The sequence below is a fragment of the Synechococcus sp. W60.1 genome, from assembly GCF_047461575.1.
Taxonomy (GTDB): domain Bacteria; phylum Cyanobacteriota; class Cyanobacteriia; order Thermostichales; family Thermostichaceae; genus Thermostichus.
In genome coordinates, this window is record NZ_JANSHL010000010.1 from 48,050 (window position 1) to 66,548 (window position 18,499).

The window sequence follows — 18,499 nt, forward strand, 5'->3', positions numbered from 1 at the left end:
TCTTAGCCCCCTCCCCCCAGTGTCCAAATGACAGCGGTGGGACAGGATCCCTACCCAGGCTAACAAAAGGTTCCCACTGCCCCGGTTTTCACGGGCCATCCTTGGGGCTCAGTTGCGGCGAAACAGGCTGTCCAAGTAGATGCGTGCCGCCCGCCGGTCGCTCTCCCCGCTTTGGAGCAGGAATAACGAGAGCGCTGCCGTCACCACCCGATCCTGATCCCAGTCGGGATGGCGGGAGAGGTAGTTTTGGAGGGTGTCATGCAGCTCCTCGGGAATTTCACTCAAAATGCTAACGCTGTGAGAACTCATAGTCCAACCACTCACTCGGGGTCAAGAGGGGAGAAAACGGCATCCCGCAAAACCTGCGGCCACAGCCAGAACTTGGGCAGCCCGAACAGAGCGAGCCCGCAACACCAAAACCCAACCTAGGTAGGCTAGGGGCCTCAGCAGGCCCGCAAGAAGAAAAGCAAGCGATATAGGTTCATAGCTTGCCCCTATCCCGGCGGATGGGAGGGAGGGCATTCACAACTGTTCCTAAGCCTGTCGTGGGCCGTAGAACAGATGAAGTCTTTTCTTTCTAAGGAGAGCGCTCGGGAAAATCTCCACACCACTCGCCCTCAGGTGGGGCTATTCTGCCCTCTGCCCTATGGGGGATGTCAATCCCAAGCCAGGGATCCAACCGGACAAAAGCCTGCCATTGGCCTTGATGGGATCGGAAAAAATGGCGCGATCCCGTTACGTTTCTCAGGGTGTAGTCGCCTGAACCTTACCGACCTCAACTTTTCCACAGAAACCCCCGATGCCGCCCCCCGAGGAAAAAGCCCTGTGGAAAACGGCCCGCCCGCCTGTGGAAAGCCTGGGGAAAACCTGTGGATTTCTGGGAAATCTGAATTTGTCCAAAAATTTTTGTGTTTGTATAGAGCATTGCTCAGGGCCACTCGACTCGGTAGCGCAAAAACAGCTCCTTGGAGCCACGGCGGCATTCCAGCAGCTCCAACTGGGGCGGGGATCCCTGCACTTGCCAACCCTCAATGCTGGCAGGCGCATCGGCATATCCACTCAGCAGCACCGGAGCGAGGGTAACCCACAGCTCATCCAAGGCCCCTGCCTGGAGAAATGCCCCCAAAAGCCGCCCCCCGCCCAACAACCCCACCCGTTCAATGCCCAAGCTGCGCAGGCGGGCCAGCCGTGCCGGCAGATCCCAATCGGCAGCCACCCAGATGTCCTCAAAGCCGGTTCGGTTCCGCCAAATCCGGGATCCCTTGGGAGTTGTCCACAGCCAACGGGTGAGGGGCTGGCGAAAAAACGGCAAATCCTCAGGAATATCTCCGCTGCCAGAGCAGATGATCGTCAGAGGCTGGGGGGATAGGCCCTGAGCAGTTCTGCGTTGGATCAACTCGGGATCCCGAATACGCAGACTGGTGCCGTAGGCCCGCAGAGTGGCGGCCCCCATGATCAAAGCCTGTTGCTGGGCAGCTTGGGTTTCCAAGTGCCGATAGTCCTCAGGGCTGCTGAAGGAGGGCCTCTGCGCTCGATGGGCTGCGATCTTTCCATCCAAGCTCTGGGCAAAGATAGCTACCAAATGGGGACGATTCAAAGACAAGATTGCTGAGAAAGGGTGGGCAAACCCTACAAATTGACCAGAATAGAGTCAGGCATCGCCGGGGGAACCGTGGCACCGGTCACCAGAGCGCCCACGCGGAATGGATATGCTAGGGACATTTCAATCCTCCACCATCCGGGTTGAAGTCGAGGCCAGTGCATCGACGATGCAGCGCTGTCTGACAGAAGTGGGGTTGTTGCAGCAGTGGATCTGGCCCCAGCAACTGCAGGGATCCCTTCCCGAAAGGCTGGAGCTGGGCAGCACCTTTGCGGCCCAATGGGGCCCCCTCTCGATCATGCACCAGGTGGAAACCCTGCTGCCGGAACGGCTGCGCCTGCTGATGTGGGGAGGAGCCGATGGCTACTGTGACTGGCTGTGGGGGAACGGCTGGGTGCAGTTGCGGGTAGAGGCCGTCTCTCTCCTACCCTTGGGCTTGGGACAATTGCTGATGCTGCGGCGGCTGCAACAGTTTGCCCAAAGCCAAGAACAGCGCCCCTCTTAGGACTTAAAAAGCGACCTTCCGGCAAAATCCGTGGATCCTCGGCTTGACAAAATGCGTTTCGGTTGCAGCATGCTACTTCTCTAAAGATTTTCCACTACGATAGTTGTAGCAGAACTTACTCTTCCCGTCCGAGAGGCCCAATGAATCCGCCGACCAGCCCCACCCCAACCGCCATCGAGCAGGAAAAGTTTGAGATCCGCTTGGGAGAAGCCCTCAACCGAGCAGGACTGCTCACCCCCGCCCAACTGGCTCAGGCCATGTGGGAAAAGGCCGACAACCCCTTGATGTTGGGGGAGCTGTGTATGCAGCACGGCTGGGTTGCCCCCCGAGATCTCTACCCATTGATTCCGGTCGAATTGGTGCGCATCGGCGAGATCTTGGTGCTGCATGGGTATCTGGAGCTGGAGCACATCCATCAGGCCCTGATTCAGCAGCGGCAGCACCCGGAGCGCAAGCTGGGGGAGATCTTGGTGCAGCAGGGCTGGGTGCAACCCCACTGGTTGGAATGGGCCTTGGACAAGCAACAGCGGCTGCGGCGCCAGAAAGGAGCTGCCAACAGTTGGGAAGTGATGGTGGAGCAGTGGTCCACCATTCCCGATCAGCCCCCTCTTTATGTCTCCCCTCTACAGGTAGCCCAAGAGACCTACAGAGTTACCCAGCAATACAAAGCCCAGCTGGAGCGCTACCAAGAGCAAATTGCCATCTTAGAAGCGCAACTGGAGCAGCAGCGGCAGCAGCAACAGCTCCTGGTCGAACAATCGCTGCAGCAGGTTGCCGACCATCAAGCCCGCCAGCAGGAACAGCAGCAGCGCATTGCCCAATTGGAAGCCCAAATTCAACAGGAGACAGAACAACAAAAGGCTGCCCAGCAGCGCATTCGGGAACTGGAGGAGCAACTCCAAGCCCAGCAAACTCAGGGATCCGCGCAATTGCAAGCCGCCCAAGCAGAGCTGGAGCCCCTGCGGCGCCGCTGCCACGAGTTGACAGAATGGCAATCTCAGGCCAAACACCAGCTGCAAGAGCTGGGATCCCAACTGCAGGAGCAGCAGAAGATACAGCAGGCTCAGGCACAGCAGCTCCAAGAGCAGGCCCACCTGCGTCATGCTCTGCAGCAAATGGAAGCCCAAGTGGCCGCCCTGAACCAGTCGCTGCAGGAGCACCAACATCAACTCCAACTGGCCCAGTCCACGAAACAGCGCTTAACTGCCGACCTAGCCCACGTTCGCCAAGAAGCTGCCGAGGCCACCCACCGCCTGCAAGTGCAGCTCCAAGAAACCCAAGCCCAACTGCGAGAAACTCAAGATCGCTTGCAGCAAGCCCAAGCCCAAGTGAGCCAGCTCCAGGCCCAACTGCAGGCGGCTCAAGTGGAAAACCGTGCCCTAGCTGCAGCGCTAGCCGAAGCCCGGCGAACTTCCCCACCTGCAGCTGCACCGACCCCAGCTTCGGAGAAAGCCCGGCCAGAGGCAGAGGATCTCAAGACCCTGACCGTAGCCGACTGGGCAGCCGAGCTGAGTGCCCCAGAAAGCGAATTGCCCCCGCAGCAATATTTGGGGGAAGAGGACTTGGAAGCTCTACAGCGGGCTACCCCCTGGGTACAGCGGGTATTGACCCAATTGCGGGCGGCTGGCCTAATCGACAATGCCGGCATCGAAACCGTCATTCACGCTTGGGAAAAGGAAGGGGGCACCTTCACGGATGTGCTGGCCCACCACAGCGGCCTCAAGCCGGAGACCGTCAAATTTTTCAGCGAAGGGGGCTACTCTGTTCAACTGGCAGGGGGACGCCACGTGGCCGACTACCTCAAGGCTTCTGGATTGGTCAGTGCCACCCAAATCGAACAGATCCAGAAGCACCTGCCGCCAGGGGGATCCCTGTGTCAGGCCCTTGCCCAAGCCGGGATTCTACGCCGGGCCACTGCCCTGTATTTCGAGCGCCACTTCGGCGGGCAAAAGCCCCGCCGCCCGCTGCGGGAAGAGCTTTAGAGGAACCATGCTCTATCGCTGACGCCAACGACCGACAAGGGATCCGAATACAGACACAAGCTGCCAACAAGATGCCAATTAGACTAGAAACTGGATAGAGATAGATCATCAGAAGCGACCGGTTTCTCACCCCTGAGAGACCCAAGTTACTCGGTAGTTGTGTCGATCTCTTCTGCTATGACTACGGAAGCTCCAACTCGACCTGCTCAGCAGTTCTCGCCCTCGAGAACCCAGGTTCGCCAGCCCTACCCCCACTTCAAGGTGATCGTCTTGGATGACGATTTCAATACCTTTCAGCACGTTACGGAATGTCTGCTGAAATACATCCCCGGCATGACTTTGCCCCTAGCGCGGCAACTGACCGTGCAGGTGGATGCCGAAGGGCAAGCAGTTGTTTGGGTCGGCCCTCAAGAACAGGCGGAGCTCTACCATCAGCAATTGCTGCGGGAGGGGTTGACCATGGCCCCCTTGGAGCCGGCCTGAAGCACCAGGCGTTCGTAGCTGCGCTCAACTGCTGCCAACAGCTCCGCTTGGCCCCAACCGGCGTAAAGGCTGCTGGCAATGGCCAGCCCACCCGCCCCCACCCCTTCCTTGACATAGCCCCGCTCGTAAGCCTGTAGAGGCAGATAGCGGCTATTGGCAAAGCTCAGTTGGGTGGCCAAAAGGGGAGCAACCCCCAACAACTCTGCCAAGGCCACCGTATTGCCCGAGGGATCCTCTGCCACCCAGCGGGTGGTTCCCACAACCACGTTCTCTGGGGGCCAAGGGATCCCCTGCTCTTCCCCCCAGCGCTGCATCAAGGCCAGCACCGCCAACATTTGGGTTCCCCCTGCCAGCAGCACCGCTCCCCGTTGCGCTGCGCCCATCGCCAACCCGGCCACAAAGGGCTGCATGGGATCCCCCACTGCCGCCACCACCTCAGCAGCAGAAGCTCCCCTTGGCAGACGGGCCAATCCCTGCCGGGCCAAGGCCAGCTTTTGGGCGTGGTTGCAGACCGGGTGGCTGCTGTTTACCATGCCCTCTGCTGCCCACCCCAGTCCCAACAACACCGCCAGCGCCGTGGTGGTGCCCCCTGCCACACACTCCCCAATCACACAGTAGCCTTGCTCCAGCCGGGATCCGCGGTCGTACCCTTCTTGCCAAAGGGATCCCACCTGCTCCAAAGACAGAGCCTGTCCTGTGCTCAAGCAGCGGGCCACTCCCCCAGAGCTCACCGTTTCTGCCCCCGGCAAAGGTTCCGGCAAGCCACAATCGAACACTCGGCACGGGATCCCCAACTCCCTCAGGATGGCGCAGCTGATCACCACTGGGGAAGGATAGCCATCCGGAGAGGTGGGCAAGCGGTGAGAATGGCCCGCCAGCAACACTTCCCCATCGGCAAGAGCTGTGTAGCGACGCAAGGAGGGGGTAGCGCCGGCAGCCGAAATGCCCGGAACAAGAGCCGTTTCGGTAAACCCCAAGCAGGCCAGAAACAGAGGTCGGGATCCCTGCACCCGTTCGCACCACCGCCGGGCCACAGCCGGCTGAGTGTAAGCCTTAACGCAAGGAAACGGAAGCATACCGGACACCGAGGCAAACAAGCCAGAGTCTATCCTGAGCCAGAAGGGCGGGATCCCGTACTCGCAGGAGGGGTTGCCTCCTGCTGAGGCAATCGGATTCGGATAGGATAGGTATACCCAATGCAGTTTATTCAGGGCAAACGGAAGGCCATGAGCTTCTTCGACTCTGAGATCGTCCAAGAGGAAGCCAAGCAACTGTTTCAGGATTTCCAAAACCTGATGCAGCTTGGTCAACGGTACGGCCAATTCGACCGGGAAGGCAAAAAAATCTTCATCGAACAGATGGAGGAGTTGCTGGAGCGCCAGCGCATTTTCATGAAGCGGCTGGAACTCTCCGACGACTTTATGGCTCAAATGACCATCAAACAACTGCAAACTCAGCTTGGGGGGTTTGGGCTCTCCCTGACCCAAATGTTTGACCAGATGCACCAGACCCTAGAGCGCATGAAAGCTGAGGCAGACGCTGAGCGTTGACCCCCAAGAACGACCTACACGAAGGGATCATGTCTTCTTCCCGCCAGACCCGCAACCAGAAATTGATTCTGGAGGTGCTAGAGCAGCAGTCGCAGCCCCTTTCGGCGCAAGAGATCTTTCTGGAGTTGCGCAATGCCAACCACACCGTCGGTCTGGCCACGGTTTATCGAGTTTTGGATGCTCTGCGCAATGAGGGCAAGCTGCAAGCGGTCAACTTGGGAGACCAGCAGACCTACTACCAGGTTCTGCCCAGCAATGGCCACAACCGCCACCACCTGATCTGCACCGAATGTCGGCGGGTGGTGCCTTTGCCCGATTGTCCGGTGGAAGATTTGGAGGCACAGCTTTCCAGCCGATACCAATTTGCGATCGAGTACCATGTGCTTGACTTCTACGGCGTCTGTGCCCAGTGCCGTAGAGGGGTTGGGCCAAGCCCGGACTCACGGCGTTCCTCTTTTCTCAAAGCTAAGCCCAAATGATGAGCTATCTCTGGACGGTGTTGATCGGGCTGGCTGGCGCCCTGATCGGGGTCAAGCTGAGGCTTCCGGCGGGAGCACTGGTGGGCTCCATGGTGGCGGTGGGTTTGGTGAATGTCTGGGGGGCGATCCCAATTCCCGCTCCCCCAGCCGGGATCCGTTTTGCCATGCAGGTGGTGTTGGGCATTCTTTTGGGTACTAAGCTCACTGCCGATACGCTTCTGGCCCTGAAAGATCTGTGGCGACCAGCCCTGCTCTGTACAGTGATTGCGGTGGGCACGGGGGTCTTGTCGGGGTACCTGATCTCCCGTTGGCTGGGGATCGAGCGCTTAACCGCCATCTTGGGCACAGCTCCGGGGGGCATTTCCGACATGAGCTTGATAGCCCTGGATATGGGAGCCCAAACCAGCACAGTGGTGGTCATGCACTTGGCACGCCTGATCAGTGTCGTCGTGGTCGTCCCCTGGGTGGTGCGGCTGTTGGTTCAGCCGGGCACGAGCTAGGAAACTCCTCAGAGCAGAGATGGTGGGTGGGTTAGACTAAGGGCGATACAGAACTTAACAACTGAACCGCTGCCTTGGAACTTTCCCCTTCTCCCCTCACCTGCCATGCCGACGCTGCCGGATCCCCTTGGAGCGCTGCTCTCCGTTCTGCAGATGGCTCTTTGGGCAATGTCTCCTCTGGCCAAGGCGATTGGTGGCCTCTACAGCTGCATTGGCAGGGGGAGCCAGACCCGGTACAGCCTGAGCTGGTGCAGGTGGATCCCGTGCTGCGCTTGCTGCTTTTGGGGGATGGCTTTACCACCCGTAATCTTGCTGCCTTGATCCAAGAGCCGATTCAGGCTCATCTGCTGGACACGGGCCGGGTTGATTTACAGGCAGAGCAGGGCACTGCCCCCAAGTCCATGCAGCAGCTGGCCAGAGATTTGGGGCGGCTGGGATCCCCTTTGATGCGGCGGCGGGTTTGGCTGTGCGGAGTAACCTCTCAACAGCCCTTGCTCTATGCCACCTCTTGGTGGAACTCCGAACATCTGGTTCAATACTTGCCCCATCCCGATCGGCCCATTGGCCAAAATCTGATCCAAGAAAAACTGGAGACCTTTCGCGAGCTGCGCGGCCTTTACCACGGCGAGGCAGACCCGGTTGCCCGGCTGCTGCAGTGTCCCGGTCCCTTCTGGGCTAGGCATTATCTTTTGTTGCACAGGGGCCAGCCTTTGACCGTCATCTACGAGGTGTTTTCTCCACGGCTGGCCGCAAGGGCCCTGTCCCGCTAGCGCGACGGAGACCTCCAACGGCGCACGGCTGCGGTGATGGCGGCGGCCACCTGCGGATCTGATTGGGCACTGGCGGAGATGCGCTGATAGTCCTCTGGGGTCAGTTGATGGGCGACGATGATCTCGGCAGCAGCAGCCTCAAACTGTTGTTCGATTTGCCGACGTTCCTCGCTGCTGTTGGCCTGTTGGAGGCGATTTTGGGTGCTCTCCAGAAGAGGTTGCACCGCCAGGAGGGTGCGGGCAAAGCGGTCAATCTGCTCAGAAGAAGGTGGAGAGGTGGCTTCAGAAAGACTAGCCGGGGCCGAGGTCATCGTCTCTGAAGAGGTTGCGGGCAGATCCCCATCCCATCCGGAGTCTGGCCTGGGCGAGGGAGAGGGATCCGGGTTGGCAGGAGCCTGGAGGGCCACTCTGCCGGCTGCGTCCAAGTCTTGGGCCGGGTTGAGGGCATTCCAAAGGGCCAAGCCCGCCAAACACAGAGCAGCCCCTATCAGTCCAGCACTCAAGAGGGCGAGCCAACTGACAGAGGTCGCAGTCGGCTCAAGCACCACCTGCACCGGCGCATGAGGAGGCAAGGGTTTGGACATGAGGCTGAGATCGTAAGCCCGACGCTGCTGGCTATCGCTGAGAACTCGGTAGGCGTGTTGTAGCTGGAGGAACTCCCGCTGGGCCAACTGCCGCAACCCTGCGGGGATATCGGCAGGCAACCGATCCGGGTGCAGTTCGCGTGCCCGCTGGCGGTAGGCAGCTTTGATCTCCTCCAGGCTGGCTTGGGGAGAAAGCCCCAGCTGTTGGTAGTAGGTGGGGGAAGCAGGCAGAGTAGGCATGGGAGCAGTTGGTTGCAGAACAGAGGGAGAACCGGCTGCCTTCGAAGGCCAGCCACCTTACCCCAACAGGGATCCCTCCTTTCGGACCAGCATATCCTGCCCGGTTCAGCGAGGCTGCTGGCCCAAGAGCTAAGACACGTAAACCCCTGTTAGAGGCGCGCTCAGGGCTTCTTCCAACTCTGCCAGGCCAAGACGACGCTCCAGGATATCCATCACCTCGCGGCCAAAATCATGGGGGTTGCGATCCCAGGCTTCCAGACACACTTCCCCAAAAAAGGATCCCAGGGGTTCTGGGTTCCAGAGCAGTTTGCGCGCCGTCCAAGGAGTCATGTGCATGGGGTTAAAGCGGTCGTCGATAACACCGATTTTGCGAGCAAAATCTTCTAGATGAGTGTGGGGTTGCAGGCCGATGAAGAAGATGGCCGGCTCAACTTTGTCGCGACCAAAGATGGCTTCCAGCTCGCGATGGTACCGTACTGTTTGCCGAATGGTTTCCGGTCGCTCGTCGATAACATTAAAGGAGTAATTGACCGAAACCAGGTCGTTAAATCCTGCCTGTTTGAGGTAGCGGCAACTCTCCAGTACCGTGCGCAGGTTATAGCCCATGCGCATTTTGCGCACCAGCTCCTGGGATCCGCTGGTGATGCCGATCTCGAAGTAGCTCATGCCGGTTTTCACCATAAGCTCAGCCAGCTTTGGGGTGAGGTTGTCGGCCCGAATATAGGCAGCCCAGCGGATATCGGTCATGCCGGCATCAAGGATTTTCTGCAGCAATTCCTCCGCATCCTCAATGTAGCGGCGGGCAGGGATAAACTGGGCGTCAGTAAACCAAAAGTTTCGCACTCCTCGCTCGTACAACTGCATCATTTCTCGGATCACCTCATCCACAGGGTTGAGGCGCACCTGCTTGCCTTCGATGACGGTGTAGATGCAGTAGCAGCAGTTGTGGGGGCAGCCGCGCTTGGTTTGTACCCCAATGTAAAAGTCGCCCCCTTCTAAGTAGTAGTCAATTTCCGGCCAAATGGCGGTGATGTAGGTGTAATCACAGGCGGTTTTTTGCAGAGGTTGAGGCGGCTCGTGGATCAAACCTGGGCGAGGTTGCTCCAGCTTGGCCCGATAGCAGCGCTCTGTGGCTAGGCTTTGCCCTTGGATGACTTTTTCCAGCAGCGTTTCTCCTTCCCCCACCGAGATGATGGTGCCTTGGGGCAGGTAGCGGCCCAATTGTTCGTAGAAGACGCTGACTGCCCCACCCCCCAACACCGCTTCAGCGTGAGGTTTGTAGCGCCTGGCTCTGCGGAGCCCCTGCCAGACCAGCCGTGTGTTGCGCCAAATCTCGCCATAGTAGGCCAGCACCAGCCTGAGGCTATTCAGGGATCCCCGCAATTTTTTCAGGGGGTTGCGGGCGTAGAAAAACTCAAAAGAGTGTTGCAACAGGTTGCCGGCCCGCCCGTTCACCGGCGCATAGACTTGAATATCTCGCCAAGAGAAAACCAGCAAATCCGGCTGAAACTGATCGATTTGCTCCAGCATGCGGCGGCGAAAATCCAAGGGCGGAAAGGTGCCCATATCGAAGATGCGCTGCTCAACTTGGGGGAACAGCTTGTGGACATGATCGGCCAAATAAACCACCCCAATGGGAAAGATGGGGTTGCAGGGCAGCCGCACATAGAGGATTTTTTGAATCTTCAGGTTCGAGGCCATATAACCTGAGAGCTTACTTCACATCTCTTCACTCACTCTAGTCGGTTTTTGAGGGGCGCGGCGGCAGGGATCCAAAAGGGACAAAGATAAGCTAAAGCTGAAGCAACCAGCAGGGTCGGACCTGAGGAGAGGGTATGACTCCAGAGCGTCCAATTTGGCACAGTCGCTATCGGCCAGAGCGGCGATTGAGCAAGCGCAGCGGCAGACACACCTATCTGGCCCAGGATTTGCTCACCTCGGAGCAGGTTGTGATCAAGCTGCTGCTCTTCGGGCCAGACTTCGATTGGGCCGACCTGAAGCTGTTCGAGCGGGAAGCCCAGATCCTGCAGACCCTCTCCCATCCGGCCATTCCCCAATACCGCGACCACTTCGAGGTTAGCTTTGAGGGAGGACGGGGCCTGGCCCTGGTGCAAACCTACATCGACGCCCCCTCTTTGCAAGAGTGGATGGAGCAAGGGCGGCGCTTTGCCGAGCCGGAGGTGCGGGATCTGGCGCAAAAGCTGCTGCGCATTCTCGTCTACCTGCACGAACTCCATCCCCCCGTCATTCACCGAGATCTCAAGCCCAGCAACATTCTCTTGGGATCCGACCAGCAGGTGTATCTGGTGGACTTTGGTTCGGTTCAGGCGGCTGCCCCCCGGGAGCAGGGATCCTACACCGTGGTGGGGAGCTACGGCTACATGCCCCTAGAGCAATTTGGCGGCAGAACCGTGCCCGCTTCCGACCTCTACAGCCTGGGTGCCACCCTAATCCACCTGCTCACCGGCCAACACCCGGCGGATCTGCCCCAGGAGGGAGCCCGGATTGTGTTCGAGCAAGCGGTGCACCTGAGCCCGCCCTTCCGCGACTGGCTGCGGTGGATGACGGAACCTTTGGCGGCAGATCGTCCCGCTTCCGCCCGGCAGGCCCTGGAGGCGCTGGAGCATTTGGATCGTCGTCCCGCCTTGATTCCCTCAGACGCAGCAGCAGTCCCTACTCGACAGCCAGCAGGCAGCCGGATTCAACTGCACAAGTCCGAACAGACCTTTCAGGTGGTGATCCCGGCCCGGCAAACCGATGTTTTGTTGTTGCTGTCTATCGTCTCCTCCATCACCTTTTTCGCGATCACGTTGGCTGTGCTTGTGCCTTTTCCGGTCAATCTGGTGTTTGGCCTATTCATGCTGCCCTTCTGGACGGTGGGGTTGGAGATGGTGGGCAGGATCCTCTACGGTCTATTCGGCAAAGTCCACCTGCAGATCGACACAGAATACATTCGCCTGGCTCACGAGGTGTTTGGCCTGCGCTTTCGCAGAGTTCCCCCCAGTCGGCGATGGGATATTGGCCGGCTAGAGCTGATCCCACGCCATACCCGACGGGGTTCGGATGGGGATCGAGTGGAGGTAAGCCCACAGTTGAACATCTGGGCGGGCAACCACAAGTACGAGCTAAAAGATCTGCAGGAGCCGGAGTTGGAGTGGCTGGCCGTGGAGCTAAGCCGTTGGCTGCAGATCCCAGTTGAACGGCAAAAGGTGTAGTCGTTAGGTTTTTTGCATTTAGTTATGATAAGGACAGTTTTTGGGTAAGGTCTGATGAGTTATCTTGCTGCAGATCACAGCAAATAAAATAGCAAAAAATTATAGCTTTCCTGAAAACAGAATCCAGATCCACATCGGCAAAGAGGCAGGATGCAAACAGTTTATCCAAGGCCTGCTGTAATAGCCCGCTCTGGATCCCCGTGGCGCTACCTCCCAAAAAGATATGGAAAATGATACACCAGAGATTCCATCGCTGGAGTTGCTTGGGAGTTTGGGAAAGACCCTGACTTAGAGCATCTTATCCTTGACTCAACTGTCGTTCGTGCTCACCCCTGGGCAGCCGCAAAAAAAGGGGAGCAAGCTTTGGGGAGGAGTCGAGGTGGATACAGCACTCAGATCCATGTGAGTGTGGATGGTTTGGGGAAGCCGTTAGTGTTTAGAATCACAGCAGGGCAAAGCAGGATATTACCCAAGCAGAGGCATTACCAGAGAGTTGGCAAGAAGAGCATACGAAGGTGATAGGGGATAAGATTCTCAGGAATTCAGGGAGAGGATAGACAAGGGAAGGCCGGGTGCTGATTCCTTCTAAGAGGAATAGGAGGGTGGTGGGAGATTTGACCGGCACGTTTACAGGGAGAGGCATTTAGTCGATAAAAGATTTTTTTACGATTTAACACGAATTGCTATATTGGTGCTTGTGCTGAGAATTATCTGGCCAAATTGCTGTGGCTAAAGTTTAAGGGTATATGTGGCAAGCGTGGCTTCTGAGTCAGTGGGGGGTGGCACTCTGGCTCAACCTGGCTCTGGTGGTGCTGGGTCTGCTGAGCCCTCAGAAGGCTTTGACGCGAGCAGGGGTCATCCACGCGGGCCTGCTGGGCCTGCTGGTGTGGGGGGGGCTGGGGGGGCGGGGCTACGCGGTGGTAGCTGCCTATTTTTTAGTGGGAACAGCCGTAACCAAACTGGGGATCCGGCGCAAGCAGGCGCAGGGGATCGCCGAAAAGCGAGAGGGGGCGCGAGGGCCGGAGAACGTCTGGGGATCCGCTTTAACCGGGGCAGTATGTGCGCTAGGATACGCTTTCTTCCCGCATCCCCTGTGGTGGTTGGGATACAGCGCCAGCTTTGCAGCGAAATTGGCCGATACCGTCAGCAGCGAGGTGGGGAAAGCCTATGGCCGCAAGACCTTTTTGATCACCACCTTCCAGTCCGTGCCGGCGGGCACAGAAGGAGCTGTAAGCCTAGAGGGATCCCTGGCGGGGGTGGCGGCAGCGGCAGGGATGGCCGGGTTGGCCTGGGGGATTGGCGGGGAGTGGGTTGGGGAAAGCCCATTTTGGTTGGGCATCTGCTGGCTGGCTGGGATCCTGGCCACCCTGGCGGAAAGCTGGATGGGAGTGGTATTACAACCCCGTTTGGCCTGGATGACCAACGAAGTTGTAAACAGTATTCAAACAACCCTGGCCGCTCTTCTGGCGGTAGGGCTGGGATCCCTTATGGGCATCGGATCCTAGAAACAACAGCGTTAGCGTTGCGGAGCAACAATACACGGGGCTGGAAGGCTTTTCTCAGTAGCCCAGGCGTCTCACCCTAAACTGAAGCGAATATAAAGACAAAAAGGGGAGAAGCTCTCCCCTGTTGCTGGCCAGAACTTGACCGGGAACTGGCAAGACGCTCTCCTAGCGCAGGCCGCTGGGCTTATAGACCAGGAAGCTGAGCACTTGGCATTGCTTAATGTTGTCGAACCCCACCACGCGAATGAAACAGTTGGGGTAGGCGCTGCGGCAAGCCTGCACCTCGCTGAGCACCTCCTGGGGAGAAGTGGCGCTGAACAGGGGCAGCTTCCACAGCGTCCAATAGCGAACCGTCGGTTCAGAAGATTCGTTGAACTCTATGGCCGGGATGTAGCCCTGATCCAAGATGTACTGCACCTGCTTGATGATCTGCAGATCCGTCAGCGGCGGCAAGTAGGAGAGGGTTTCGTAGCGGCGCTCTTTTGGTAAGGTTTGCATGATCGGTGTCACTCCGTTTCGAGCCTAGGGTTTTGTGGGGGGGATCCCGCTTCCGGGTGGGTAACGGGTAGGGATCCTGTTGCTGAGGTGATCCGTTCTAGATGATTGCGGCGGTGCTCCATGTTGGCTTGCTGGATGCCGGCTTTGGCCATTTCCGGCAGGTAATCGACCACCTCCGCAGCAATGTGTTCACGAACGGTCATGATGCGATAGGCCAACTCAGGACGCTCAGCCAGCAAAGCCCGCAGGTAGGCTTCCCCATCCTGAAGGTTTTGCCGAGCGGAGAACTGCTGTAGCCAAAGAGCCCTGGGGGGATCTGTTTCGCTCAATTGAGCCAGCACCGTGCGCATCGCCTGATAAGTCAGGTAGCTGATCAAGGTCTTGGCGGTGTCTTTGGCGATCTGTTTCAGATCCATTGCCGATCCAGGGAGGGAGCCAGTAGGGCAAGAGAACCGTGGGGATCCCCTGCCCCCAGCAGATCTCTAGAGGGTGTCGACGGCCTTGAACTCGAACTTGATTTCCTTCCACAGCTCGCAGGCAGCCGCCAGCTCTGGCGACCACTTGGCTGCTTCCCGGATAATGTCGTTGCCTTCGCGGGCCAGATCTCGACCTTCGTTACGAGCTTGGATACACGCTTCCAAGGCCACCCGGTTGGCGGTTGCGCCCGGCGCGTTGCCCCAGGGGTGTCCCAAGGTTCCGCCGCCAAACTGCAGCACCGAGTCGTCGCCGAAGATTTCCACCAGCGCCGGCATGTGCCAAACGTGGATCCCACCGGAAGCCACCGGCATCACCCCTGGCATGGAAGCCCAATCTTGGGTGAAGAAAATGCCGCGGGAGCGATCGGCCTCTACGTAGTTTTCCCGCATGAGATCCACAAAGCCCATCGTAATGGCGCGGTCGCCTTCCAGCTTGCCCACCACCGTACCGGAGTGCAGGTGGTCGCCACCGGACATGCGCAAACACTTGGCCAACACCCGGAAGTGGATGCCATGGTTTTTCTGCCGGTCGATCACCGCGTGCATGGCCCGGTGAATGTGCAGCAGAATGCCGTTATCCCGGCACCACTTGGCCAAGCTGGTGTTGGCAGTGAAGCCAGCTGTCAAGTAGTCGTGCATGATGATAGGGGCGCCCAACTCCTTGGCAAACTCGGCCCGCTTGAACATCTCTTCGCAGGTGGGCGCCGTCACGTTCAAATAGTGGCCCTTGATCTCGCCGGTTTCCGCTTGGGCCTTGTGGACAGCCTCCATCACGAACAAGTAGCGATCCCGCCAGCGCTGGAAGGGCTGGGAGTTGATGTTTTCGTCATCTTTGGTGAAGTCCAGGCCGCCCCGCAGAGCTTCATACACGGCCCGCCCGTAATTTTTGGCAGAAAGGCCCAACTTGGGTTTGATGGTGCAGCCCAGCAGCGGACGGCCATACTTATTCAACTTATCCCGCTCCACCTGAATGCCGTGGGGAGGGCCTTGGAAGGTTTTCAGGTAGGCCACCGGGATCCGCACATCTTCCAGCCGCAGCGCCTTTAGGGCCTTAAAGCCAAAAACGTTGCCCACAATCGAGGTGAGCATGTTGGTCACCGAGCCTTCCTCAAACAGATCCAGCGGATAGGCGACGAAGCAGAAGTACTGGTTGTCTTCGCCGGGAACCGGCTCGATGTCATAGCAGCGGCCCTTGTACCGATCCAAGTCGGTCAGCAAATCTGTCCATACCGTTGTCCAGGTGCCTGTCGAAGACTCAGCCGCCACAGCCGCCCCGGCCTCTTCGGGAGGAACACCCGGCTGAGGAGTAACCCGGAAACAGGCCAAGACGTCGGTATCCTTAGGCGTGTAGTCGGGAGTGTAATAGGTGAGTCGGTAATCCTTCACACCGGCTTGATAGCCGCTTTTGGATTGGGTTGCTGAATAGGCCACGTTGATCTCCCTCTGAACGAATCACAGAACCAGAAAATGCCATTCACGGATGCAACCAAGAGGAAAAAACCCAGGGCCAAAACTCAAGACCACCGAGTTTCCGTGAATAAGACCGCCCCACAACCGCGAGGCCAAAGTTGGGCCTTAAGACACTCTTCATCCCAGGGGATGGAAGCCCCAAACCCTTCTTTTCGAGTGCCTTCAATTGCTAGCTTGGACTCCCTGGACTTGCAAATCCAGTAGAAAGATTTTTATACAGTGCCTAAGCTAGAATCTCGGCAAACACAACTCTATATTGGTTTAATCCTAAGCTATCATCCGCAATAGTGGGCTGAACATTACTTTCTTTATGAGTTTGATTAGTTTGGTTAAAGTGAGTCCCCCTGCTTCCCGCTGAGAATACAGATTTCTTTGGCTTTCTTAATATCCTTCGGGTGGGATCCCTGGCCAAAACCAAAAGCTCCCTTCTTTGAGGGAGCGGAGCAAGTCCACCCACAGGATCTGGAGGGTCAAGAAACGGCTGCCAGGGTTGGCTGGGGTCTCTTGCTGATCACTTGGTCGATGAGGCCGTACTCTTTGGCTTGTTCTGGGGTCATGAAGTTGTCGCGGTCGGTATCTCGTTCGATGCGCTCTAGAGGTTGACCGGTGTGGTAGGCCAGCAAGCTATTGAGGCTGTTTTTGATGAAGAGGATCTCTTTGGCCTGAATTTCAATATCGGTAGCTGGCCCCTGAGCTCCACCAAGGGGTTGGTGGATCATGATGCGGGCGTGGGGAAGGGCAATGCGCTTGCCTTTGGTGCCCCCTGCCAGCAGAAAGGCTCCCATGCTGGCAGCCAAACCAATGCAGATGGTGGAGACATCCGGCTGAATGTGCTGCATGGTGTCGTAAATGGCCATGCCAGCATAGACAGAGCCGCCGGGGGAGTTGATGTAGAGGTAGATGTCTTTTTCAGGGTCTTCGGACTCCAAGTAGAGCATCTGGGCCACAATCAGGTTAGCAATGTCGTCGTCCACCTGGGTGCCCAAGAAAATGATCCGATCCCGCAAGAGACGCGAGTAAATGTCAAAGGCGCGCTCGCCTCGCGCAGATTGCTCAATAACGGTGGGAATCATGCCAGTCCAAACGATGGGTCAGTCCTTACTAGTGTAGTCTAAGCCACCGGACGGATGCTTTGCTCAGGACGACTCACCGGCCCGCCTCCGTACGGGGCTCGATGGGGTGTGAGCCGGCTAGAACAGCAAGGAGACGGGGTGGTTATAGCGGGATCCCTCTTCTTCTGGGATGTGGAACGGGTCTGAGGTGTGGCTCTTTGTGATGTGGTGAGGTGAAGCCAAGATGGACGTGATCCCAGATGAACCGATTGTGATTGCCAGCCTGCTGAGCCTGGCTTTGCTGGGGATCTTGATTCTGAACTTGGCAGGGCGTGGGTCTGGGGATGCAGATTAAAAGGTTGACAAGCTTACTTATCCTTCTTTAGGATTAGGATCGCCTTGTCGGAGAGCGCCCCCATCGTCTAGAGGCCTAGGACACATCCCTTTCACGGATGCGACAGGGGTTCGAATCCCCTTGGGGGTATTGGGTCAGAGTTATAAGATAAAGCCGTCAACAGGGGATCCCTGGCAGCGGTGACACCTTACTCAGACTTTACTCAGAGAGGCTTTGCCGCCACAAACCACTCCAGATACAAGCTGGGAGAGCGGGTCATCTGGGATCCCCATACAAGCGGCATGGGCAGCCAGCCAACTGCCACTCCGTCGAGGGGGATCCCTATCCAGCCCTCGCCCCCCCCCCAAGATTGGGAAAGCCTCTAGAAGGTCGGGCCCAGTTGCCCAATCGGTCACGGGTTGGGTTCGGGCAGACCTGGGGCCTGCAAAAATCAGGTGCTGGCCACCAGAGCTTCAGCCGGCGTGGCGGCGACCAACAGCTCATCTTTGATAAGCTCTGCCAGCTCCTGCAGTTGGCGAATCGCCTCTGCCCCTTCCAATTTCATAAGCTCCCGGTCATCCCGCATTTCTGTCCAGCTAATGGAGCATTCGGAAACCAAAAAGCGGATTAGGTGCCCCTCTCGTAAACTGACCATAAACGAGGCACTCTCGAAAGACGTACCACAGGTGTAGCAAGAGGCTGGGTAGCCCCGCTTCTCCAAAACGATGGCCAGGGCCTGCAAACTCATCACCAGATCTTGAACATAGCTGCGGTATTGTTCCGCCAACCGTGTGAACATCACACTCCTCCCTAACGGATTGGCACTTTTGGGGCTTAGCCTAGCTGCAAATGACCTAACTAGTAATTTATGCTTAGGACTAGGATTACATCTATCATAACAATCGACAACCCCTCAAGGAAGTGATTAAGGCCACAGAGTAGGCGAAGTCTACTTCAGTGAAATGTAGTATTCAACACTTCTCTTAACAGGGACATCAAAATTTACCTCGAGTCAATGCTCTTATCTATCGGGATCCTCACCCAGTGCTTGGCCCAGTCTTTTCTCAAAATGGCTCAGGGCTGCTCGTGTCAGCAGGACAGTTGCCTCAAAGCTTTCTCTTGCAAGGGTCTCACCGATCGCGAAGTAAGACGCGGTCTTTTGACAAGAGACCGGCGGGAGTGTCAAGTGGGCCAAGGCTTGCAGACGAATGCAGATCAAGGTGGGTTCCCGCCCGATTATGCTGAGAAAATTCTCG

At 57.7% G+C, this 18,499-nt stretch carries 19 protein-coding genes, 1 tRNA gene and 1 pseudogene; 11 read left to right on the plus strand and 10 right to left on the minus strand.

Going from position 1 to position 18,499, the window contains the following annotated elements; all coding sequences use genetic code 11:
- Positions 1-108 precede the first annotated feature (108 nt).
- The gene (locus tag NW805_RS09775; RefSeq protein ID WP_041436785.1) at positions 109-309 is read right to left on the minus strand and encodes a DUF2811 domain-containing protein; all 201 of its coding nucleotides are present in this window, start codon (positions 307-309) and stop codon (positions 109-111) included.
- 619 nt (positions 310-928) lie between these two features.
- Positions 929-1,597 carry a RibD family protein gene (locus NW805_RS09780; protein ID WP_414380895.1) on the minus strand — a complete coding sequence of 223 codons (669 nt, stop codon included), beginning with the start codon at positions 1,595-1,597 and terminating at the stop codon, positions 929-931.
- Positions 1,598-1,709: 112 nt separating this feature from the next.
- Here NW805_RS09780 and NW805_RS09785 point away from each other — a divergent pair, with 112 nt between their 5' ends.
- The 3 genes from NW805_RS09785 to clpS all read left to right on the plus strand — a co-directional run bounded on the left by NW805_RS09785 (position 1,710) and on the right by clpS (position 4,570).
- Positions 1,710-2,105, plus strand: coding sequence for a hypothetical protein (locus tag NW805_RS09785; protein WP_011434124.1), 396 nt, complete (start codon positions 1,710-1,712; stop codon positions 2,103-2,105).
- A gap of 140 nt (positions 2,106-2,245) precedes the next feature.
- Entirely contained in the window at positions 2,246-4,087 is a 1,842-nt protein-coding gene (locus NW805_RS09790; RefSeq protein WP_414422380.1) for a hypothetical protein, read from the plus strand.
- Positions 4,088-4,264: 177 nt separating this feature from the next.
- Positions 4,265-4,570 carry an ATP-dependent Clp protease adapter ClpS gene (gene clpS / locus NW805_RS09795; RefSeq protein WP_011434126.1) on the plus strand — a complete coding sequence of 102 codons (306 nt, stop codon included), beginning with the start codon at positions 4,265-4,267 and terminating at the stop codon, positions 4,568-4,570.
- Here clpS and cobT read toward each other — a convergent pair.
- Positions 4,519-5,646, minus strand: a complete 1,128-nt coding sequence (cobT, locus tag NW805_RS09800; RefSeq protein WP_414422381.1) for a nicotinate mononucleotide-dependent phosphoribosyltransferase CobT — start codon at positions 5,644-5,646, stop codon at positions 4,519-4,521. The two genes, clpS and cobT, sit on opposite strands and share 52 nt — an antisense overlap.
- A gap of 150 nt (positions 5,647-5,796) precedes the next feature.
- On the opposite strand from cobT, the gene NW805_RS09805 reads away from it, so the two are divergent.
- From NW805_RS09805 to NW805_RS09820, 4 genes are all read left to right on the plus strand, one after another.
- Entirely contained in the window at positions 5,797-6,120 is a 324-nt protein-coding gene (locus NW805_RS09805; protein ID WP_011434128.1) for a DUF1825 family protein, read from the plus strand.
- Positions 6,121-6,149: 29 nt separating this feature from the next.
- Positions 6,150-6,599: a Fur family transcriptional regulator gene (locus NW805_RS09810; RefSeq protein WP_414422382.1), complete on the plus strand. Its 450-nt coding sequence runs from the start codon at positions 6,150-6,152 to the stop codon at positions 6,597-6,599.
- Positions 6,596-7,099, plus strand: a complete 504-nt coding sequence (locus tag NW805_RS09815) for an AbrB family transcriptional regulator (RefSeq protein ID WP_414330730.1) — start codon at positions 6,596-6,598, stop codon at positions 7,097-7,099. Before NW805_RS09810 ends, NW805_RS09815 begins: the two co-directional genes overlap by 4 nt.
- Before the next feature lie 74 nt (positions 7,100-7,173).
- Positions 7,174-7,869 carry a chorismate pyruvate-lyase family protein gene (locus NW805_RS09820; RefSeq protein WP_414330733.1) on the plus strand — a complete coding sequence of 232 codons (696 nt, stop codon included), beginning with the start codon at positions 7,174-7,176 and terminating at the stop codon, positions 7,867-7,869.
- Here NW805_RS09820 and NW805_RS09825 read toward each other — a convergent pair.
- On the minus strand, positions 7,866-8,693 hold the full coding sequence (locus NW805_RS09825; protein ID WP_414422383.1) for a DnaJ domain-containing protein: 828 nt from the start codon (positions 8,691-8,693) through the stop codon (positions 7,866-7,868). The genes NW805_RS09820 and NW805_RS09825 overlap by 4 nt on opposite strands.
- A gap of 129 nt (positions 8,694-8,822) precedes the next feature.
- The gene (locus NW805_RS09830; RefSeq protein ID WP_414422384.1) at positions 8,823-10,394 is read right to left on the minus strand and encodes a photosystem II high light acclimation radical SAM protein; all 1,572 of its coding nucleotides are present in this window, start codon (positions 10,392-10,394) and stop codon (positions 8,823-8,825) included.
- Positions 10,395-10,528: 134 nt separating this feature from the next.
- Between NW805_RS09830 and NW805_RS09835 the strand changes: the two genes are divergently transcribed.
- The 3 genes and pseudogenes from NW805_RS09835 (at position 10,529) to NW805_RS09845 (ending at position 13,413) form a co-directional block, all read left to right on the plus strand.
- Complete coding sequence (locus tag NW805_RS09835) at positions 10,529-11,908, plus strand: serine/threonine protein kinase (protein WP_414422385.1); 1,380 nt, start codon at positions 10,529-10,531, stop codon at positions 11,906-11,908.
- A gap of 98 nt (positions 11,909-12,006) precedes the next feature.
- Positions 12,007-12,581, plus strand: a pseudogene (locus NW805_RS09840) (IS5 family transposase); the annotation flags it as partial.
- A gap of 73 nt (positions 12,582-12,654) precedes the next feature.
- Positions 12,655-13,413 (plus strand): TIGR00297 family protein, encoded by a 759-nt coding sequence (locus NW805_RS09845; protein WP_414343840.1) that lies wholly within the window; start codon positions 12,655-12,657, stop codon positions 13,411-13,413.
- A gap of 165 nt (positions 13,414-13,578) precedes the next feature.
- On the opposite strand, the gene NW805_RS09850 is transcribed toward NW805_RS09845, so the two are convergent.
- The 4 genes from NW805_RS09850 to clpP form a co-directional block, all read right to left on the minus strand.
- The gene (locus NW805_RS09850; protein ID WP_011434136.1) at positions 13,579-13,911 is read right to left on the minus strand and encodes a ribulose bisphosphate carboxylase small subunit; all 333 of its coding nucleotides are present in this window, start codon (positions 13,909-13,911) and stop codon (positions 13,579-13,581) included.
- Positions 13,912-13,919: 8 nt separating this feature from the next.
- Positions 13,920-14,327, minus strand: coding sequence for a RuBisCO chaperone RbcX (rcbX, locus tag NW805_RS09855; RefSeq protein ID WP_011434137.1), 408 nt, complete (start codon positions 14,325-14,327; stop codon positions 13,920-13,922).
- Between the two features lie 66 nt (positions 14,328-14,393).
- Positions 14,394-15,818: a form I ribulose bisphosphate carboxylase large subunit gene (locus NW805_RS09860; RefSeq protein ID WP_011434138.1), complete on the minus strand. Its 1,425-nt coding sequence runs from the start codon at positions 15,816-15,818 to the stop codon at positions 14,394-14,396.
- A gap of 509 nt (positions 15,819-16,327) precedes the next feature.
- Positions 16,328-16,930 carry an ATP-dependent Clp endopeptidase proteolytic subunit ClpP gene (gene clpP / locus NW805_RS09865; protein WP_011434140.1) on the minus strand — a complete coding sequence of 201 codons (603 nt, stop codon included), beginning with the start codon at positions 16,928-16,930 and terminating at the stop codon, positions 16,328-16,330.
- A gap of 390 nt (positions 16,931-17,320) precedes the next feature.
- Here clpP and NW805_RS09870 point away from each other — a divergent pair.
- Positions 17,321-17,393, plus strand: a tRNA-Glu gene (locus NW805_RS09870).
- A gap of 301 nt (positions 17,394-17,694) precedes the next feature.
- Here NW805_RS09870 and NW805_RS09875 read toward each other — a convergent pair.
- Positions 17,695-18,042, minus strand: coding sequence for a DUF1815 family protein (locus NW805_RS09875; protein WP_011434143.1), 348 nt, complete (start codon positions 18,040-18,042; stop codon positions 17,695-17,697).
- Between the last annotated feature and the right edge of the window lie 457 nt (positions 18,043-18,499).

Bases quoted from the DNA above. Each gene is read 5' to 3' on its own strand.
- NW805_RS09815 (WP_414330730.1), top strand. From the start codon at position 6,596: ATGATGAGCTATCTCTGGACGGTGTTGATCGGGCTGGCTGGCGCCCTG.
- clpS (WP_011434126.1), top strand. From the start codon at position 4,265: ATGACTACGGAAGCTCCAACTCGACCTGCTCAGCAGTTCTCGCCCTCG.
- NW805_RS09810 (WP_414422382.1), top strand. From the start codon at position 6,150: ATGTCTTCTTCCCGCCAGACCCGCAACCAGAAATTGATTCTGGAGGTG.
- NW805_RS09785 (WP_011434124.1), top strand. From the start codon at position 1,710: ATGCTAGGGACATTTCAATCCTCCACCATCCGGGTTGAAGTCGAGGCC.
- NW805_RS09835 (WP_414422385.1), top strand. From the start codon at position 10,529: ATGACTCCAGAGCGTCCAATTTGGCACAGTCGCTATCGGCCAGAGCGG.
- NW805_RS09805 (WP_011434128.1), top strand. From the start codon at position 5,797: ATGAGCTTCTTCGACTCTGAGATCGTCCAAGAGGAAGCCAAGCAACTG.
- NW805_RS09875 (WP_011434143.1), bottom strand. From the start codon at position 18,042: ATGTTCACACGGTTGGCGGAACAATACCGCAGCTATGTTCAAGATCTG.
- NW805_RS09790 (WP_414422380.1), top strand. From the start codon at position 2,246: ATGAATCCGCCGACCAGCCCCACCCCAACCGCCATCGAGCAGGAAAAG.
- NW805_RS09775 (WP_041436785.1), bottom strand. From the start codon at position 309: ATGAGTTCTCACAGCGTTAGCATTTTGAGTGAAATTCCCGAGGAGCTG.
- rcbX (WP_011434137.1), bottom strand. From the start codon at position 14,327: ATGGATCTGAAACAGATCGCCAAAGACACCGCCAAGACCTTGATCAGC.
- NW805_RS09845 (WP_414343840.1), top strand. From the start codon at position 12,655: ATGTGGCAAGCGTGGCTTCTGAGTCAGTGGGGGGTGGCACTCTGGCTC.
- NW805_RS09850 (WP_011434136.1), bottom strand. From the start codon at position 13,911: ATGCAAACCTTACCAAAAGAGCGCCGCTACGAAACCCTCTCCTACTTG.
- NW805_RS09825 (WP_414422383.1), bottom strand. From the start codon at position 8,693: ATGCCTACTCTGCCTGCTTCCCCCACCTACTACCAACAGCTGGGGCTT.
- clpP (WP_011434140.1), bottom strand. From the start codon at position 16,930: ATGATTCCCACCGTTATTGAGCAATCTGCGCGAGGCGAGCGCGCCTTT.
- cobT (WP_414422381.1), bottom strand. From the start codon at position 5,646: ATGCTTCCGTTTCCTTGCGTTAAGGCTTACACTCAGCCGGCTGTGGCC.
- NW805_RS09830 (WP_414422384.1), bottom strand. From the start codon at position 10,394: ATGGCCTCGAACCTGAAGATTCAAAAAATCCTCTATGTGCGGCTGCCC.